Source organism: Desulfobacterales bacterium (genome assembly GCA_034520365.1).
Lineage (GTDB): Bacteria > Desulfobacterota > Desulfobacteria > Desulfobacterales > Desulfosalsimonadaceae > M55B175.
On sequence record JAXHNP010000004.1, the window covers coordinates 1 to 18,612 of the forward strand.

The following is an 18,612-nucleotide window of genomic DNA, read 5'->3' on the forward strand; positions in this document are numbered from 1 at the left end:
CGGGGCATCATCGCCCTGGTGTTAAAAGTGGTGAATAACCAGTCCCCTGAAGCGGTGGCAGACGCCGAGCTTTATTTTCTGGATACCATCGGGCTGACCTCCAATTTGTCGCCCGCCCGGGCCAACGGCCTGGCCTCGATTCTCAAACGCATTAATCAACTGGCACATCAGCATACAAGTTGCTGAAAAAACCATAAACGGCCTTTTAGGCAGACCCGGGAGGCGTGCATGAATTTCGATTTTATTTATCATTTTCTGGCAGATTTGGGGTATACGCATCCCCTTCATCCGACGCTGACCCATCTTACCATCGGCCTTGTCATCGCTGCGGTGATTTTCCGGGCAATAGCGCTCTTGCCGGCATATGGCAAATATGGGCAAACCGCAAGGCACTGCAGCACCCTGGCTTTCCTGGCGATTTTTCCCACCGTGGTTCTGGGCTTGATGGATTGGGCCTACTACTATGGCGCCAATTGGATGTTTCCGATCAAAATGAAGATGATCCTGGCCGGCGCCCTTATGGTGCTCCTGCTTTTGGCTATCATCCTGAACCTTAAGCTTTCCAAGGGCTCCGGAGCACTGCTGGTGATTTACCTGCTCGCCTTTCTGACCGTGATCGGTCTCGGCTATTTTGGCGGTGAAATAGTGTACGGCAAAAGGAGTGCCCCGGGAGGTAATGGGGAACCGGCCGCCGAAAAATCGGCAGCCATCGGTACCCCCTCCGACGCTGCGGCCTTTGCAGAGGTGCAAACCATATTCCGGAATAATTGTACAAATTGCCACGCGGGCGCCAATCCGCCCAGCAGTCTGGATTTAACTTCATACGAAAATGTCATGAACGGCGGCCAAAACGGGCCGGTGGTGGTTTCCGGCAAGCCCGGAAAAAGCGAACTGATCAGGCGTGCAAGGGGCATCTCAACGCCTCAGATGCCGCTTGCCGGCCCTGCTTTGGCCGAAAGCGCCATCCGAACGCTTGAAAAATGGATTGCGGCCGGCGCGCCGGCGCCAAACAGATAAGGTACGGCGTTAAGTAACCTTAATCGATTTTATGAACACCGGGCGGTCAAACTTTAATACAAGAGATGAAAGGGCATATCATGCGACCGATTTCTTTTATAGCCATTATTGTGTGTTTTTCTGCTTGTGCGCCGTTGCTTTTCGCACCAATCGGCCTTTCAACCTACCAGGCCGGCAAGGCCATGGCCGAGGGCGCTGCCGCCCTGCCGTATCTGGCGCGATCCACGGTCGATATTAACGAGATCAATTTGAAGCAAGTCAACCAGAAGCTTAAGATCACCGTTGCCGACACCTACCGCTGGGCATATGGAAAAAATTTCGATGAAGTGCCTTCCGACGGCGATACCGGGCATCAATTCAAAAATATGCGCCAGGCCACCCAACTGCTGCAGAAAGTTCTGGCCGGTTATGGCATCGAAAATCCTGACAAGTATGTTTTCACCAGTATTGACACCGCAAAATCCGAAGGCCTGATTCTGTTTGCCGCGGTTAACCGGCAGAGGGAGAGATTTGCGGTGGACGGCGGCGAAGAGGGCAAAAAAGCAGTTCGCGTGACTAAGAATGATCCGGCATTCTATTCTCCTTATCAAAAGGATGCCGCCGGGAGGTCCCTGGATCGGGTCGTCGATTGGGCGGCGCTCACCACGGAGTGTTATCAGCAACAGATACACCAGGCGATGCTGCTGACCATGGAGGCCAACAAAATTATAACGGAGCAGGCCAAGCCCGGATTCTGGCAGGCCAGGGAAAAGTGGCTCGCCGGCGGATATATGGAAATTTTTGAAACGCAGGATCGGCAAACCTGCGCCGCCCTGGATATCGAAGCGGGGCAAGTCGAGCCGCCGCAGTAAATGAATAGGAACATCACTTTGAGCGGACAGGCAGGAAAAAAACACCGGTTTTCACTCTTATCCGTATGGTGCTCCTATCGGTCGCTGCCGTTATGGGTTCAAATATGGGTTGGGGCCATACTGGTTCCCGTCAACGGGGCCGCTTTTTTTCTTATAAAACGAGGAGGACCAAGTGAACAAAGCATTTGACGCTCACGAGCAGCTCAAAGCCTATTACGGAAAAATCCTTGAGAGCTCACAGGACCTGAAAACAAGCGCCTGCTGCTGCAGTGAGGAATCCGTGCCGGCTGAAGTGAGGGCCGCCCTGAAGGAAATAGACGATGAAATCGTTGCTCGGTTTTATGGATGCGGGTCTCCCTTGCCACCGGTTCTGGAAGGCTGCACGGTTTTGGATCTCGGATGCGGAACGGGCCGGGATGTGTATGTGGCCTCGAAACTGGTGGGCGAAAACGGCTTTGTCATCGGCGTTGACATGACCGATGAGCAACTTGCCGTTGCCAAACGGCATGTGGACTCTATGCGCGAAAAATTCGGCTACAAACATCCCAACGTGGATTTCCGCAAGGGGTTCATCGAGGATCTAAAGGCGCTTGATATCGCCGATAATTCCATCGACGTCGTAATTTCCAACTGCGTCATCAATCTGTCGCCGGATAAACCTTCCGTGCTCAAAGAAATTTTTCGCGTGCTCAAACCCGGCGGAGAGCTGTATTTCGCCGATGTTTTTGCCGGTTGCAGGGTGCCGGAACACCTCGCCGATGATCCGGTGCTGCACGGGGAATGTCTGGCCGGAGCCATGTATATCGAAGATTTCAGAAGGCTTCTATACAGCTTGGGGTGTCCGGATTACCGGGTGGCGGCCGGCAGAAAAATCAGCCTCGAAAATCCGGAAATTGAAAGTAAAGTCGGCATGATCGATTTTTATTCCATGACCATCCGGGCGTTCAAGTTGAGCGCGCTGGAGGATATTTGCGAGGATTACGGGCAGGTTGCCGTTTATCAGGGGACGATTCCGAATCACCCGCATGATTTCGCCCTCGATGACCACCACCGGTTTATCACCGGCAAACCCATGCTGGTATGCGGCAATACCGCTGCCATGATTCAGGAAACCAGATTTTCCAGGCACTTCAGCGTTTGGGGGGACCGGTCCGTCCATTACGGCCCGTTTGATTGCGCACCGGCATCTGTTAAAGCCGAAACTGAACAGGCGGGGGCCGGCGGCTCCTGTTGTTAAAGGGGTTCACCGTGTCTTTTTCGGTTGAATCCGCCAACCAAAAGCATCAAGGAGAAACGAATGGAGACCTATTACAACCCGGAGGACCTTTCCAAGTTTGAGGAAATCGGCAAAAACGCACCGGATCTGGCCAAAAAATTCTTCGACTATTATAACGCCGTGTTTGCCGACGGCGCGCTCACGGAGCGGGAAAAAACCCTGATTGCGCTGGCAGTGGCGCACGCGGTCCAGTGCCCGTACTGCATTGATGCCTACACGACAGATTGTCTTGAAAAAGGTTCCAATCTTTCCGAGATGACGGAAGCCGTACATGTGGCCAATGCCATCCGCGGCGGCGCCTCCCTGGTGCACGGGGTACAAATGCGCAATATCGCCGAAAAAATATCCTTGTAACGAAAATGGATCATTTCAATAAAACCCTTACCAGGCATGACCTCCGGTTGACACGGGATGAGACGGCGATTCTGCAGATCAATGTCGGCCTGCTGTGCAACCAGAAATGCCGTCACTGCCATCTGGATGCCGGGCCGCACCGATCGGAAAACATGGACCGGGCCACAGCCGAGCAGGTCATTGCCTATGCCGAAAGAAGCGGTTTTGACATCGTCGATATTACCGGCGGCGCACCGGAGTTGAACCCGAACCTCGAATATCTCGTCGAAAGGCTTTCGGAAATCGCCTCTCACGTCATGCTCCGCTCCAACCTTTCCGTGCTCGGCAACGGTCAAAAGGACCGATTGATCGAAAAGCTGGCATCCCGCCGGGTCGCCGTCGTTGGCTCCTTTCCGTCGATTGACGAATTGCAGGCCGATGCCCAGCGCGGGGAGGGGGTTTTTGCATCGAGCATTGCGGTGCTTCAGAAATTGAATCGGATCGGGTACGGCCAGGAGGGTACGGGGCTGGAACTCAATCTTGTGGTCAATCCCACCGGGGCGTTTCTGCCGCCTTCCCAGGAGCAGTCGGCGAAACGATACCGGGATGTCCTCAAGAGGCGATGGGGGATCACGTTTAACCAGCTCTTCAGCTTTGCCAACGTGCCGATCGGCAGATTTCGCCGGTGGCTCATGGATTCGGGAAATTTCGAAGCGTATATGGAAAAACTGGCCAGGGCCTTCAACCCTTGCGCGGTCGAGGGGGTGATGTGCCGCACACTGGTGTCTGTGGCATGGGATGGATATTTCTATGACTGCGACTTCAATCTGGCCAGGCGCATCCCCATGGGCGGGAAAAAAAAAGTGCATGTATCGGAGATGCCAGAAAAGCCGGCGCCGGGCATTCCCATCGCCACCGCCGATCACTGCTATACCTGCACCGCCGGCGTAGGGTTTACATGAGCCGGCGCGATTGAAACCTGAGTTCAGGTTTGCTTTTCTTTTGAACGGGAGTCCGGATGGATAAAGCCCAGTCACAAAATCAGAAACGAAGCTGGAGCAGATGGATCATACTCTCCCGCCGCCGCGGAATGGAAAAAGGCAGGTGCTCCCGAAAAGGTGCTTGGCTAAATGGGGCGGCTTTTCAAATGGCTGCGGTCATAGATGCAATAAGGAGAAACGCAGATGATGCCCAATCGACTCAAAATAATTTCCATGATCGTTTTTTCCGCAGTTGTTTTTCTGTCCGGTGCGGGAAACACCGAAACCGGGGAAAAAAACAGCGAGGTCCTTCATATTGGCAAATTTTCCGAGGCCGACCCGGGCGAAACGATCCCTTCCGGCTGGGAGCCGCTGACCTTTGAAGATATCGATCAACATACGGACTATCAGCTGGTCGAGGACGACGGCGCCACCGTCGTGCGGGCTGAAAGCGATGCTTCCGCATCCGGCCTGATTCGTAAAATACGTATCGACCCCGGAAAATACCCGGTCATCGAGTGGCGCTGGCGGGCCACCGGCGTTTACAAAGGCGGCGATGTCAGCCGAAAAGACGGGGACGACTATCCGGCCCGCATCTATATTGCTTTTGAATACGACCCGGACAATGTCGGATTCTTCGAGCGGGCGAAATTCAAGGCGATCAAGATGATTCATGGCGAATACCCCCCGATCGGGGCGATCAACTACATATGGGCCAGCAATGCACCCGTCGGCAAAATCGTGCCGAACGCTTATACGGACAGGGTCAGGATGATTGTCGTGGAAAGCGGCGGGGAAAATACGGGCACCTGGGTTTCCGAATCCCGGAATATTCTCGAAGACTATAAAACGGCATTCGGGCAAGACCCGCCGATGATCCGGGGAATTGCCCTCATGACCGATTCGGACAACACCGGTGAATCGACCGTTACCTATTACGGCGATATCGTGATGAAATCAGCCGAATAATCAATGCTTGGAGCATCATCATGCAAAATGCCGAACAGGAGCGACTCGCAGCGCATGGCACGCGAAGCGCCAACTGGAAAAAATGGGGGCCGTATGTGAGCGAACGGGCCTGGGGGACCGTGCGGGAGGACTACAGCGCCGACGGCAATGCCTGGGACTTTTTTCCGCATGATCATGCCAGAAGCCGGGCCTATCGCTGGGGCGAAGACGGCCTGGCGGGCATTTGCGACCGCTATCAGTATATCTGTTTGGCCCTTGCCTTGTGGAACGGAAAAGATCCGATACTAAAGGAGCGGCTCTTCGGTTTAAACGGCCATGAGGGCAATCACGGCGAGGATGTCAAGGAATACTATTTCTACCTGGACAACACGCCGACCCACAGCTACATGAAAATGCTTTACAAGTATCCCCAGGCCCCCTTTCCATACTCGGATCTGGTCGAAGAGAACCGGAAGCGGGGGCCGCAGGATTTCGAATACGAGCTCTGTGATACCGGGGTTTTTAATGAAAACAGGTCTTTCGATGTGTTCGTGGAGTATGCCAAGGCCGGTCCGGAGGACATCCTGTCCCGGATCACGGTTATCAACCGCGGACCGGACCCGGCGGATTGTCATATCATGCCGACGCTCTGGTTCCGAAATACCTGGTCCTGGGGCTATGAAGCCGGTCCCATGAAGGATGTCCCCCAAAAGCCGGTTTTAAAAGAAGTTCCCGGTCCGTCGGGGGCAGTCGCGGTGGCGGCCGAGCATCCGGCTGCCGGTGAGTATTTTTTCTATGCGCAAGATGCCCCGGAAATTCTGTTTACGGAAAACGAAACCAACAATGAGCGGCTTTTTGACACCGAAAATTCGGGGCCGTTTGTTAAAGATGCCTTTAACCGGTACCTGATTCAAGGGGACCGCCAGGCGGTCAACCCGGATCAAGCCGGAACCAAATGCGCCGCCCATTACCGGGCCCGGCTTGAAAGCGGGGCTTCACAGACCTTTCTGCTTCGTCTCTGCAATGAAGAAAAAAACCGGCCATTTGCGGATGTCGAAGAAATTTTGGAAATGCGCCGTACCGAGGCGGATGCGTTTTACGACACATTGATGCCGCAGTTCTCGGGCACGGATGCAGCCGATATATCCCGTAAGGCCCTGGCCGGCATGCTCTGGAGTAAGCAGTTCTATTACTTTGATATTGAACAGTGGCTGCTCGGGGATCCGGCGATGGCCGCGGTGCCGGAAGGTCGCGTACGGGCCCGGAACAGCGACTGGACGCATCTTCAGAATTTCGATATTATTTCCATGCCGGACAAATGGGAATACCCGTGGTATGCGAGCTGGGATTTGGCGTTTCACTGTATCCCCCTGGCAATGGTGGATGCGGCGTTTGCCAAGCGCCAGCTGGCGCTTTTGGCCCGGGAGTGGTACATGCACCCCAACGGCCAGCTCCCGGCTTATGAATGGAGCTTCGGCGATGTCAATCCCCCGGTTCACGCCTGGGCGGCCATGCGGGTCTATGAAATGGAACAGGAGCGCTCAGGTCGATCGGATGTTTCCTTCCTGGAAGACATTTACCATAAAATGCTGCTTAATTTCACCTGGTGGGTGAACAAGAAGGACGCGGAGGGCCACAATATTTTCCAGGGCGGTTTTCTGGGGCTGGACAATATCAGTGTGTTTGACCGGAGCCAGCCGGTGCCCGCGGGTGGCCACCTGGATCAATCCGATGCCACGGCCTGGATGGGGTTTTACTGCCTGGGCATGATCAAAATGGCCCTGACCCTTTCTGAAACCAACCCGGTCTATCAGACAACGGCCACTAAATTTTTCGAACATTTTCTGCGCATCGCCCGCGCCATGACCGCGGAAGTCCGGCACGGCATGAGCCTGTGGGACCCGGAGGACGGATTTTTCTATGATGCGCTCCATCTGCCGGACAACCGGGTGGTTCCACTAAAGGTCCGGTCCATGGTGGGGCTGATGCCATTGATCGCGGTGGAAATTCTGGATGCCGGGCAGCTGGACCGCCTGCCGGATTTCAAGCGCCGCATGCTGTGGTTTTTTGAAAACAGGATCTATTTGCGGGACCAGGGGCATATGGCCTGCGTCAAAAGCCCGGGCGTGGGGGAGCGCCGGATTCTGTCCATCGTCACCCGGGAGAAATTGATCAGCATTCTGGCCTACCTGCTGGATGAAGCGGAATTTCTTTCCCCTTACGGGATTCGGTCCCTGTCAAAGGTTCATGAAAAACAGCCCTACCGGTTGGACATCGGCGGCCGGACCCAGGAGATCAATTACCAGCCGGCGGAATCCGAAAGCGGGCTCTTCGGTGGCAACTCCAACTGGCGGGGTCCCATCTGGTTTCCGATCAACTTCCTGATCATCGAAGCCCTGCAGAAGTATCACCTCTATTATGGGGATGAATTCAAAGTGGCCTTTCCCACGGGCTCGGACCGGATGCTGACCTTAAAACAGGTCGCGGAGGAATTGTCCAATCGGCTGATTCGCCTGTTTCAGCAGGACGCTGACGGCCGGCGGCCGATATTCGGGGGCAATCATTTGTTTCAGAAAGATCCCCAATGGCGGGATCTATTGTTTTTCCCGGAGTATTTTCACGCTGATAACGGGGCGGGCCTGGGCGCCGGGCATCAAACCGGCTGGACCGGGCTGGTGGCGGAGCTTGTCCGCCAGCAAAACAGCTGAAAAAAGGATCGGTTTTTTCATGAAAACAGCGTTTGTTTTTGCCGGCGGCGGCAGTTTGGGGGCGGTTCAGGTCGGCATGCTGAAGGCCGTGACCGAGGCCGGAGTTTTTGCGGACATGCTGGTTGGCGCCTCTGTCGGGGCGATTAACGCGGGGTTTTTTGCCTCTGACCCAACCTACGAAGGGGCGCTGCGGCTCGAAAACATCTGGAAGGGCATTAAGCGAAGCGATGTATTTCAGGTGGCAACCATCACCGGCCTCTTGGGCCTCTTCTTGTGGCGGGAGTATATCTGCTCGCCGAAACCGCTTCGCCACTTGATCGAATCCAACGTAAACCGGGAATTGCTGGAAGACTTGCAGCTGCCCTGTCATATCGTGGCCACGGATTTGTTTACCGGCATCGAGGTGTCTTTATCGCGGGGATCGATTGTCTCGGCATTGCTTGCCGGTTCCGCTATACCCACGGTGTTTCCGCCGGTAAAAATCGGCAATCATTATCTGGTGGACGGCAGTGTGACCAATAATACGCCGATTTCCGTTGCCGTGGCCAAGGGGGCAGAGCGCATTATTGTTTTCCCAACAGGCATGAGCTGTGCGTTGAAGCGGCCGCCCAAACGACTGATCGAAATGGCCATGCAGACGCTGAACCTGGCGACATCCCAGCGGCTGGTCGTGGATATTGAAAATTACAGCCGAGATTATGAGATCATCGTGCTGCCGCCGTTGTGTCCGCTGGATGTATCGATTTTTAATTTTTCGCGCACAAGCGAGCTGATAGACCGGGCTGAAAGCAGCACCCACCGGTGGATTTCAGAGGGCGGGCTTGAGAGCCAGACGGACGCCATCGCGGCACTGCGCCCGCATTATCATTAGCCTGACCGGCACAATCCAAAAATCCGACCCCCGGCATTGCTGCCGAAAGGCAAGGATACCGGGACGGGACAATCAATATAGCATACATCGGCGGCGCCCCTATAGCGGTGGGTTACTGACCGCTGGCGGATTTAGCGGCTGTGTACAGCCGCCGGATCGACGGCCAGACGTTGACCATCGCCCCGTCCGGATGGACCTATGATGATGTGTTCGTCCTATACGACCGGGAAACCGGAACGCTCTGGTACCCTTACAGAAAAGGCCTGAAGGGCATCCAGGGCGAATACTTTGAACGGTGGCTTGAAAAATTGCCGTCAACCGATACCGAATGGGGGGAGTGGCAGGACAGGCATCCGAATTCATTGATTCTTGAGTAATACTTTTACGGGAGGGGGACATGAAAAAAATTATCATCCGAGCAGCCTTGTTAAAATACCTGGATTATGACTGGTCGCTGAATGATTAAGGCTCCCTTTATTTGACAGCTCACAGGAATGCCGTAATACTAAGTATTATTAATTTTTGGGATATAATTGAATAAGCCCGGGTGTCTGAGATGTATTCAGATGTTAAAGACTTCGGTGAACCGGCTAAACCGGCCTGGATCCGGGTCCGCCTGCCGAGTGGAGCGGCTTACGATGCTGTTCGGGATTTAAAACATCGCAAGCTGCTGCATACCGTTTGTGAATCCGCGCTTTGCCCGAATATCGGCGAATGCTGGCAGATGGGGCATGCCACGTTTATGATTCTGGGTGATGGGTGCACGCGCAACTGCCGTTTCTGTGCGGTGGGCGATCAACCGGAACCGCCGGATCCGGACGAGCCGCGGCGGGTGGCGGAAGCGGTTCGAAGTATGGGACTCAAGCATGCGGTGATTACCTCGGTGACCCGGGATGATCTGTCCGACGGCGGGGCCGGTCTGTTTGCGGAAACTATTGCCGCCATCCCCAGATTAGTACCGGAAACAACGGTTGAGGTCCTGATCCCCGATTTTCAGGGCAGCCGATCGGCCCTTGATAGCGTCATGGCGGCTGGACCGGATATTTTAGGCCATAACGTTGAAACCGTCCCAAGGCTTTATCCCCGGGCCCGGCCGAAAGCGGATTATCAGCAGTCCCTGACGCTTTTGAAAAATGCAAAAACGATCGACCCGGAAATGATAACCAAATCCGGCATCATGCTGGGGCTGGGGGAGACGGAAAGCGAACTTCTTGAAACAAGCGCGCAGATCCGCGCGGCCGGAGTGGATATTTTAACCCTGGGCCAGTATCTGAGGCCGGGGCCGGCCCATCTCCCGGTGCGGCGGTATTACCCGCCGGCCGAGTTTGAATCATTGAAAGCCAGGACGAAGGATATGGGGTTTTCATGGGTGGAGGCCGGCCCCCTGGTCCGCAGCTCCTATCGCGCGGAGCGGCAGGCAAGGGCGCTGTGCAAAGGAAAGCAGGGAGAGAGGAGGAAAGTATTAAATGACATACGCAGGGCCATGGAGCGCTGAATATATTGAATCCCAGTATGAACGCTGGAAAAATGACCCGGAACAGGTGAGCCGGGAGTGGCAGTTTTTCTTTCAGGGTTTTGAGCTGGGCTATGAACGGCCGCAGGCGTCGGCCGAAGAGATGACCTGCGATGAGGATATGGTCAGAAAGCAGTCCCGGGTGGAGGCCCTGGTCTACCGGTACCGGGATATCGGGCATCTCCTCTCCTGTCTGGATCCCCTGGTGGCGTGTCCAACTTCCCATCCTTTACTGGAGCCTTCCGCCTTCGGCCTGGCAGATGCGGACATGGATACCGCGTTCTACGTGCCGGGGGTCGGCGAAACCCGGACCATGACCCTAAAGGAGATCCTGCAGTGGCTGCGGCAGACCTACTGCCGGTCCGTGGGCGTTGAGTATATGCACCTGCAGGACCCGGATGAACGGGAATGGCTGCGCGAGCGGATGGAATCCGTAAGCAACCGGCCGAGCCTGGACACCGATGAAAAGGTAAGGATTTTAAACAAGCTCAGCCAGGCAAGGCGGTTTGAGCAGTTTATTCATAAGAAATACCTGGGCCAGAAGCGGTTTTCCCTGGAAGGCGCGGATGCGATCATCCCCATGATCGACAGCCTTTTCAATCATGCGGCGGGCTACGACTGCACGGATATCGTGATCGGCATGGCCCACCGCGGCCGTTTGAACGTGGAGACCAACATCCTCGGCAAGCTCTATGAGGATATATTCCGGGATTTTGAAAATCAGTACAACCCGGATGCCGAGGTGGGCGCGGGCGACGTGAAATACCACAAGGGGCACAGCGCCACAATCAAAACAAAAACCGGCGCGGAAATCGGGGTGACGCTGCCGAGCAATCCCAGTCACCTGGAGTCGGTGAATCCCGTGGTCGTCGGCATGGTCCGGGCGCTTCTGGATACCCGGGAAAACGGCAGCCACCATAGCGCCATGCCGGTGCTCCTGCACGGGGATGCGGCCTTTGCCGGTCAGGGCATTGTGGCGGAGACGCTTAACATGGCCCAGCTGGACGGCTATCGCACCGGCGGAACCATCCATATCATCATCAACAATCAGATCGGCTATACCACGCTGCCCGAGGACGCCCGCTCCACGCGCTATTCCACCGATATCGCCAAGGGATACATGGTCCCCATTTTTCACGTGCACGGCGAGGACCCGGAGGCGGTGATCCATATCACCAAGCTCGCCTGCGACTACCGGATGAAATTCGGAAAGGACGTGGTGATCGACGTGGTGGGCTACCGCCGCTACGGGCACAATGAGGGGGATGAGCCCTATTTCACCCAGCCTGAGATGTATGGGCGCATCAAGGCGCGGCCCTCGCTGGATGAAATCTACGCGGGGCAGCTCGCCGGCGACGGAATGATTTCCAATGAAGCGCGCGAAAAGATTGAGTCGGATATCAATGACTGCCTGCAGGCCGCGTTTGACACGGCAAAAGAGGAAAAGCAGGCCGCCGGAAAGTCCGATAAAACGGCCGGAAAAACCGATAAAACCGCGCCGGCTGAAGGGTTTTCAACGGATACCCCGGTTGAAAAGGATGCACTGCTGGAGATCTCCGAAAAACTCGTTCAGCTGCCCGAAGACTTTCACCTGCATAAAAAGCTTCAGAAGCTTCATGACAAGCGCCGGAAAGCGGTAGGCGCCGGCGAAGGCATTGACTGGGCCGCCGCGGAACTTCTGGCATTCGGCTCAATCCTGACAGACGGCATACCGGTGCGGCTGAGCGGCGAGGACAGCCAGCGCGGGACCTTCAGCCAGCGGCACAGCGTGCTGTTTGATGTTGAGAGCAACGCGGAATATATCCCGCTGAACCACCTCAGCGAAAATCAGGCGCCGTTTTATTCCATCAACAGTCCGCTCTCCGAGCCGGGCGTGCTCGGGTTTGACTACGGCTATTCCCTTAAACGGCCGGATGCGCTTACCCTGTGGGAGGCCCAGTTCGGCGATTTTATCAACAACGCCCAGGCCATGGTGGATTTATATATCGCCAGCGGCGAGACCAAATGGGGCAACCGAAGCGGGCTGGTGCTGCTTTTGCCGCACGGGTATGAGGGGCAGGGGCCGGAGCATTCAAGCGCCCGGTTTGAACGGTTCCTGCAGCTTTGCGCGGAAGACAACATCGAGGTCTGCTACCCCACCACCCCGGCCCAGTATTTCCATCTCCTGCGCCGCCAGGCTGTCGGGAAAATCCTGAAACCGCTCATCGTGATGACCCCGAAAAGCCTGCTCCGCCATCCCCGGGCGGTCTCCGTTATGGCCGATTTTACGGACGGCGGGTTTTATCCGGTGCTGGATGCCGGGCTTTCCAATAAAAAGGTGAAAAAGGCGATATTTGTCTCAGGCAAGCTCTATTACGAGCTCGCCCAGGCGATTTCTGAGAGCGAAACAAAAGATATTGCCCTAATCCGGATCGAGCAGTTCTATCCCTTTCCCGAAGAAGAGATAAAAGAGGTGATGTCCCGCTATAAGTCGGCGGAAAATTGGCTCTGGGTCCAGGAGGAGCCGGAAAACATGGGCGGCTGGTGGTTTATTGACGGGCGTTTCAGGAACCGGCTGGATACCCGGCTCAACTATATCGGGAGAAACGCCTCGGCCAGTCCGGCCACGGGCTATCCCCAGGTGTTCAAGCAGGACCAGGAGCGGATTGTCAAAGACGCCGTGTCCGGATCATAATCGACTGACCCCCAGGAGGTGTTATGCAGGTTGAACTGAAAGTGCCCGAAGTCGGCGAATCGGTGAAGGAAGCGATCCTTGCCGAATGGTATAAAAAAGAGGGCGACTACGTCAAAAAGGATGAGCCGGTCTTTGTCATCGAAACCGACAAGGTGACCCTGGAGGTGCCGGCGGATGACAGCGGCACTTTGCATATCCTGGTCCAGGAAGGTGAGACCGTGGACATCGGAAAAGTCGTCGGCACCCTGGACACGGAAGCGGCGGGAAAGGCGCCGGAAGCCGGGGAAAAGCCCAAGCCGGAAGCGGCTGAACCCAAAGCGGCAGAATCCGAAAAGCCGGCGGCAGCAGCGGAGAAGGCGGAAGTCCGGCCGAAAGAAAAGCCGCCGGAACCGAAGCCGGCCGAAAAGGCGGCGCCTGAGGAAAAAGAAACCGCTGAAAAGGCGCCTGCTGAGGAAAAGCCCGCTGAAGCGGCAGAACTGATGCCCTCTGTCCGCCGCCTGATCCGGGAACATGACCTGGATCATACCCAAATCCAGGGCTCGGGCCCGGGCGGGCGGCTTACCAAGGGCGATGTGCTGCTTTACCTGGAATCCGGCGAGGCGAAAGCCAAACCCGCGGCGAAAGCCCCGGCCGAACCGGAAAAAGCACCGGCCGGTAAAGCGCCGGCAGGGGCCGAGGAAGTGACCCGCAAACGCATGTCGCCCATCCGCAAGCGCATTGCCGAGCATCTGTTAAACGCCAAGCAGAATACGGCCATGCTCACCACCTTTAATGAAATCGACATGAGCCGGGTGGCCGAGGTCCGGAGCCAGTTCAAGGACGCTTTTTTCAAAAAATACGACACCCGCCTGGGCTTCATGTCCTTTTTCATCAAGGCGGTGGTGGCGGCTCTCAAGGAGTTTCCCGAGGTAAACGCCCGGATCGAAAATGAGGAGATCGTCTATCACCACTATTACCATATCGGCATTGCCATCGGCGCCAAAAGGGGCCTCGTGGTGCCGGTGATCCGGCACGCGGATCAGAAAAGTTTTGCGGAGCTTGAATCCGAAATCATCGCGTTTGCCGGCAAGGTCAAGGAAAACAAGTTAGACATCTCGGAGCTTGAGGGCGGGACGTTTTCCATTACCAACGGCGGCATATACGGCTCGCTTTTAAGTACGCCGATTCTCAATATGCCCCAGAGCGCGATTCTCGGCATGCACAAGATTGAGGACCGGCCGGTGGCGGTTGACGGCGAGGTGGTCATCCGGCCGATGATGTATGTGGCGTTAAGCTACGATCACCGCATAGTCGACGGCAAGGACGCGGTCACCTTTCTGCGGCGCATCAAGGAGTTCATTGAAAACCTGGAACGTATCATGATGGAGATATAAAATGGCGGATGAAAAACAATATGACCTGGTCATCATAGGGGCCGGCCCCGGCGGCTACGTGGCCGCGGTCCGCGCGGCCCAGCTCGGCATGAAAACCGTCTGCGTGGACAAGGAAGCCCGTCTCGGCGGTATATGCTTAAACTACGGCTGCATTCCGAGCAAGGCGCTCTTGGATTCCAGCCATTATTATGCCATGGCAAAAGATTCATTTGCCGAGCACGGGATTCATGTGGGGGACATGGATCTGGATATCGCCCGAATGATGGCGCGAAAGGACGAGGTGGTCAAAGGCCTGACCGATAACGTCCGCCAGCTCCTGCAGGGAAACAAGGTGGAGATTGTTCACGGCACCGCCAAAATTGCCGGCCAAACCGAGGTGGAAGTAACCGATGAAAACGGCGGCGCCCGGACCCTCAAAACCCGCTATATCCTTTTGGCCACAGGCAGCAAGCCGGTTTCCCTGCCGGGGCTTTCCTTTGACGGCCGCCGCATCGTGAGCTCCACCGAAGCCCTGGCTTTTGAAGCGGTGCCTGAAAAACTGATTGTGGTGGGCGGCGGCTACATCGGGCTTGAATTGGGCTCGGTCTGGGCCCGGCTGGGCTCGGAAGTGACGGTCCTTGAAATGCAGGGCAATGTGGCCGGCCCGGTGGACGGGCAGATCGCCCGGATGCTCTTGCGCTCGCTTAAGAAGCAGGGGCTTTATTTTGAATTGAACACCAAAGTGGTGGGTGCCGAAGTCAAGGATGACGCGGTTAACGTCACGGTTGAAGCCGACGGCAAGGAAAATACCCTGACCGCGGACCGGGTGCTGGTGGCCGTGGGCAGAAAGCCCCTGACCGAGGGCCTGGGCCTTGATACCGTGGGGGTGGAGCTAAATGACCAGGGTATGGTGGCCGTGGATGCAACCTATAAAACCAGTGTCGACTCGATTTATGCCATCGGCGATTTGATTCCCGGGCCCATGCTTGCGCACACGGCGTCTGCCGAAGGCCGGGCCGCGGTGGAATGCATGGCCGGACAAATGGGCGAGGTCAATTACGATGCCATTCCGGCCGTGATTTATACCCATCCCGAGGCCGCATACGTGGGATGGAACGAGGAGCAGTTAAAGGAGCGGCAGATCCCTTACTGCAAGGGGACGTTTCCGTTTACCGGCGCGGGCCGCGCCCGCTGCATGGGCGATACCGAGGGCTTCGTCAAGGTGCTCTCCCACACCAAGACCGACCGAATCCTGGGCGTTCACATCATCGGCGCCCGCGCCTCGGATATGATCCCCGAAGCGGTGCTGGCCATGGAAACCGGCGCCTCCTGCGAGGATATCAGCCGGGTGGTCCACGGCCACCCGACATTTTCCGAGGCCTTCCAGGAAGCCGCCATGGTAGCCCAGGAGTGCTCGATTTATATCGGCTAGTTGCTCAGTTCCGCTCCTCCATGGGCACAAATGCGCACTCCTCGGGCCCGCAGTATTCGCCGATATATTCGGAGGCCGGGCGGTAGAGCACGGGTTTGGGGGCGGCGCCGGCAAACTGTTCTTCGATGACATGGGCGGCCCAGCCGGCAATGCGGGAGATCGCGAAGACCGGTGTAAACAGGTCAATGGGAATGCCCATGGCGTAATAGAGGGAAGCGCTGTAGAAATCCACGTTGGCAAAGATATCCGCTCCCTTTTTTTCCTTGAAGACCTCTTTCCCCTTTTTCTCAAGCGCGTCGGATAACTCGTACCACTTGGTGTTGTTTACCTTCTCGCCCATCCGCTTGGACATGGGGGCCAGAATCGCGGCGCGCGGATCGCCGTTTTTATAAACCGCATGTCCCAGACCCATGATTTTTCCGCCGCTGTCCAGTTTTTTGCGCACATAGTCGTCAATGGCGTCAATAGAGCCGATTTCTTTAAGCATCTGCATAACCCGGGCGTTCGCTCCGCCGTGGAGTTCCCCGGACAGGGAGCCGACCGCTGCGGCCACGGCCGCGTACATATGGGCATGGGTGGAGCAGACCTGACGGGCCGAAAACGTGGAGGCGTTGAAGGAATGCTCGGCATGCAGCACCAGGCAGGTATCCATAAAATGCGTCATATCTTCATCCGGCTTTTCACCGGACATCATGTAGAGGAAATTGCCGGCATGGCTGAGATCCGGGTCCGGCGCCACCGGTTCTTGGTCCTGTCTTATCCGGTGCCAGGCGGCCACAATGGTTTCAAACTGGGCGATTAACCGGGTGGCGATCCGGCCGGCGTTTTCAATTTTCAGCTCATCGGGATTGGGGTCGTGATTGGCCAGCATGGGCACGGCGGCCTGGAGGATATCCATGGGCAGCGATGTTTTGGGCCGGGTTTTAAGGGCGGCGATCACTTCATCCGTAATCGGCCGGTTTTTGGCCAGCTCTTGCCTGAATTGTTTGAGCTCTTCCGGATTCGGCAGTTTTTCGTAAAGAAGCAGATAAACAACTTCTTCATATGTGGCTTTTTCCGCCAGGTCGGTAATCAGGTAGCCGCGGTAGATCAGTTTGCTGTTCTCGCTATCCACGTGACAGATTTTGGTGCTGGCCACGGTGACACCTCGTAAGCCGGTATTTATGATTTCCTTGCTGTCTGCCATGGGTATCCTCCTTTAAACAAAAATTTGTTAACTCTTGTCTGGCTTGCCGTAAAGCACCCGGCGCAGATCTTCCGGTGCCATGAGTTTTTCTTCAAGCGCCACATCTTCGATATTTCGATTGTTTTCATACGCTTTATGGGCCAGGGCCGCGGCCCGGTCATAGCCGATATGCGGGACCAGGTTGGTGACAATGGCCAGGCTTTTTTGAATATTTGCCGTGCACTGCTCCTTGTTTGCCGAAATCCCGGCCACGCATTTATCCGCCATCAGGTCCGCCGCATTGGCCAGGAGTTCGACGGACTGGAGCAGGTTGTAGGCAATCAGGGGCAGCATGGTGTTCAGCTCAAAGTATCCGCCCTGGCCGCCCAGGGTAATCGCCGTATCGTTTCCGATGACCTGCGCGCAGACCTGGATCACCGACTCCGGGATCACCGGGTTGACTTTGCCCGGCATGATGGATGAGCCGGGCTGGAGCTCCGGCAGGTTGATTTCTCCCAGGCCGCACCGGGGGCCGGAAGCCAGCCACCGGATGTCGTTGGCGATTTTGTGAAGGCTCACCGCGATGGTTTTTAAATTGCCGCTGGCCTCGACCGCCGCATCGCATCCCCCCTGCGCCTCAAAATGATTGGGCGCCTCGGAAAAGGCGATGCCGGTTTCCTTTCCGATCATGGCAATGACCCGGGGCGCAAAATCCGGATGGGCATTCAGGCCCGTGCCGACAGCCGTACCGCCCAGGGCAAGCTTGGAAAGCCGCTCCTGAAGCCCTTCAAGCCGCCGGATACCGCGCTCCATCTGGCCGGCATAGCCGGAGAACTCCTGTCCCAAAGTCATCACCACCGCATCCTGGAGATGGGTGCGCCCGATTTTTTCGATATCCGCAAATGCCGATGCCTTTTCGTTCAGTTTTTCGAGCAGCCGGGTCAGGGCCGGCAGCAGGGCCTCGTGAATGGATCGAAGCCCGGCCATGTGAATGGTGGAAGGGATGACGTCGTTGCTGGACTGGCATTTATTGACATGGTCATTGGGATGGATCTCGCCCTTTGTCTTCCGGACCCCGGTTAATATTTCATTGGCCCGGGTGGCGATCACCTCATTCATGTTCATGTTGGTGGAGGTACCCGATCCGGTTTGAAATACATCCACGATAAAATGATCGTCCAGTTCGCCGGCGATCACTTCGTCCGCCGCCCGGCCAATGGCCCGGGCGTGTTCATCGTTTATAAGGCCTAAAGACTGGTTGATCCGTGCCGCGCATTTTTTAATCAGCGCCAGGTTGTGGATGAAAACCGGCGGCAGTTTGAGCCGGCTTATGGGGAAATTCTCGCTGGCCCGCTGGGTCTGGGCGCCGTAATAGGCATCCGCGGGCACATGGATTTCGCCCAGGCTGTCTGATTCCGCCCGTGTGTTCATTTATAAAGATCCTGCAACAGGTTGGCTTTTAGTTAAATTCAAAAAAGACGTTGTCATCACT

The 18,612-nt window shown here is 56.2% G+C and carries 16 protein-coding genes; 14 read left to right on the top strand and 2 right to left on the bottom strand.

Annotation, left to right across the window (positions count from 1 at the left end):
• The 14 genes from U5L07_07040 to lpdA form a co-directional block, all read left to right on the top strand.
• Positions 1–186: SufE family protein (locus U5L07_07040; protein ID MDZ7831490.1), on the top strand; the 186-nt coding region annotated here is incomplete at its 5' end.
• A gap of 42 nt (positions 187–228) precedes the next feature.
• Positions 229–1,017, top strand: a complete 789-nt coding sequence (locus U5L07_07045; GenBank protein ID MDZ7831491.1) for a c-type cytochrome domain-containing protein — start codon at positions 229–231, stop codon at positions 1,015–1,017.
• Between the two features lie 80 nt (positions 1,018–1,097).
• Positions 1,098–1,868: a hypothetical protein gene (locus tag U5L07_07050; protein MDZ7831492.1), complete on the top strand. Its 771-nt coding sequence runs from the start codon at positions 1,098–1,100 to the stop codon at positions 1,866–1,868.
• A 172-nt stretch (positions 1,869–2,040) separates the two neighbouring features.
• A complete protein-coding gene (locus U5L07_07055) occupies positions 2,041–3,105 on the top strand; it encodes a methyltransferase domain-containing protein (protein ID MDZ7831493.1) in 1,065 nt (354 codons plus the stop codon).
• Positions 3,106–3,165: 60 nt separating this feature from the next.
• Positions 3,166–3,498 carry an arsenosugar biosynthesis-associated peroxidase-like protein gene (locus tag U5L07_07060; protein ID MDZ7831494.1) on the top strand — a complete coding sequence of 111 codons (333 nt, stop codon included), beginning with the start codon at positions 3,166–3,168 and terminating at the stop codon, positions 3,496–3,498.
• Positions 3,499–3,545: 47 nt separating this feature from the next.
• Positions 3,546–4,439: an arsenosugar biosynthesis radical SAM (seleno)protein ArsS gene (gene arsS, locus U5L07_07065; GenBank protein ID MDZ7831495.1), complete on the top strand. Its 894-nt coding sequence runs from the start codon at positions 3,546–3,548 to the stop codon at positions 4,437–4,439.
• A gap of 222 nt (positions 4,440–4,661) precedes the next feature.
• Positions 4,662–5,426 (top strand): DUF3047 domain-containing protein, encoded by a 765-nt coding sequence (locus tag U5L07_07070; GenBank protein ID MDZ7831496.1) that lies wholly within the window; start codon positions 4,662–4,664, stop codon positions 5,424–5,426.
• Positions 5,427–5,446: 20 nt separating this feature from the next.
• A complete protein-coding gene (locus U5L07_07075; GenBank protein ID MDZ7831497.1) occupies positions 5,447–8,113 on the top strand; it encodes a hypothetical protein in 2,667 nt (888 codons plus the stop codon).
• Between the two features lie 19 nt (positions 8,114–8,132).
• Positions 8,133–8,984, top strand: a complete 852-nt coding sequence (locus U5L07_07080; GenBank protein MDZ7831498.1) for a patatin-like phospholipase family protein — start codon at positions 8,133–8,135, stop codon at positions 8,982–8,984.
• A 122-nt stretch (positions 8,985–9,106) separates the two neighbouring features.
• Positions 9,107–9,361, top strand: a complete 255-nt coding sequence (locus U5L07_07085) for a DUF3179 domain-containing (seleno)protein (protein MDZ7831499.1) — start codon at positions 9,107–9,109, stop codon at positions 9,359–9,361.
• 179 nt (positions 9,362–9,540) lie between these two features.
• Complete coding sequence (lipA, locus tag U5L07_07090; protein ID MDZ7831500.1) at positions 9,541–10,479, top strand: lipoyl synthase; 939 nt, start codon at positions 9,541–9,543, stop codon at positions 10,477–10,479.
• Positions 10,451–13,171 carry a 2-oxoglutarate dehydrogenase E1 component gene (locus U5L07_07095; GenBank protein ID MDZ7831501.1) on the top strand — a complete coding sequence of 907 codons (2,721 nt, stop codon included), beginning with the start codon at positions 10,451–10,453 and terminating at the stop codon, positions 13,169–13,171. Before lipA ends, U5L07_07095 begins: the two co-directional genes overlap by 29 nt.
• 23 nt (positions 13,172–13,194) lie before the next feature.
• Positions 13,195–14,544 carry a 2-oxoglutarate dehydrogenase complex dihydrolipoyllysine-residue succinyltransferase gene (odhB, locus tag U5L07_07100; protein ID MDZ7831502.1) on the top strand — a complete coding sequence of 450 codons (1,350 nt, stop codon included), beginning with the start codon at positions 13,195–13,197 and terminating at the stop codon, positions 14,542–14,544.
• A gap of 1 nt (position 14,545) precedes the next feature.
• Positions 14,546–15,955 carry a dihydrolipoyl dehydrogenase gene (lpdA, locus tag U5L07_07105; protein MDZ7831503.1) on the top strand — a complete coding sequence of 470 codons (1,410 nt, stop codon included), beginning with the start codon at positions 14,546–14,548 and terminating at the stop codon, positions 15,953–15,955.
• Between the two features lie 4 nt (positions 15,956–15,959).
• Here lpdA and U5L07_07110 read toward each other — a convergent pair whose 3' ends face one another.
• Positions 15,960–17,141 carry a citrate/2-methylcitrate synthase gene (locus U5L07_07110; GenBank protein MDZ7831504.1) on the bottom strand — a complete coding sequence of 394 codons (1,182 nt, stop codon included), beginning with the start codon at positions 17,139–17,141 and terminating at the stop codon, positions 15,960–15,962.
• Positions 17,142–17,168: 27 nt separating this feature from the next.
• Positions 17,169–18,551 carry a class II fumarate hydratase gene (locus U5L07_07115; GenBank protein MDZ7831505.1) on the bottom strand — a complete coding sequence of 461 codons (1,383 nt, stop codon included), beginning with the start codon at positions 18,549–18,551 and terminating at the stop codon, positions 17,169–17,171.
• Positions 18,552–18,612: the final 61 nt, after the last annotated feature.

Coding starts and splice junctions, on each gene's coding strand:
- U5L07_07045 (MDZ7831491.1), top strand. CDS start 229: ATGAATTTCGATTTTATTTATCATTTTCTGGCAGATTTGGGGTATACG.
- U5L07_07050 (MDZ7831492.1), top strand. CDS start 1,098: ATGCGACCGATTTCTTTTATAGCCATTATTGTGTGTTTTTCTGCTTGT.
- U5L07_07060 (MDZ7831494.1), top strand. CDS start 3,166: ATGGAGACCTATTACAACCCGGAGGACCTTTCCAAGTTTGAGGAAATC.
- U5L07_07070 (MDZ7831496.1), top strand. CDS start 4,662: ATGATGCCCAATCGACTCAAAATAATTTCCATGATCGTTTTTTCCGCA.
- U5L07_07075 (MDZ7831497.1), top strand. CDS start 5,447: ATGCAAAATGCCGAACAGGAGCGACTCGCAGCGCATGGCACGCGAAGC.
- U5L07_07080 (MDZ7831498.1), top strand. CDS start 8,133: ATGAAAACAGCGTTTGTTTTTGCCGGCGGCGGCAGTTTGGGGGCGGTT.
- lipA (MDZ7831500.1), top strand. CDS start 9,541: ATGTATTCAGATGTTAAAGACTTCGGTGAACCGGCTAAACCGGCCTGG.
- U5L07_07095 (MDZ7831501.1), top strand. CDS start 10,451: ATGACATACGCAGGGCCATGGAGCGCTGAATATATTGAATCCCAGTAT.
- odhB (MDZ7831502.1), top strand. CDS start 13,195: ATGCAGGTTGAACTGAAAGTGCCCGAAGTCGGCGAATCGGTGAAGGAA.
- lpdA (MDZ7831503.1), top strand. CDS start 14,546: ATGGCGGATGAAAAACAATATGACCTGGTCATCATAGGGGCCGGCCCC.
- U5L07_07110 (MDZ7831504.1), bottom strand. CDS start 17,141: ATGGCAGACAGCAAGGAAATCATAAATACCGGCTTACGAGGTGTCACC.
- U5L07_07115 (MDZ7831505.1), bottom strand. CDS start 18,551: ATGAACACACGGGCGGAATCAGACAGCCTGGGCGAAATCCATGTGCCC.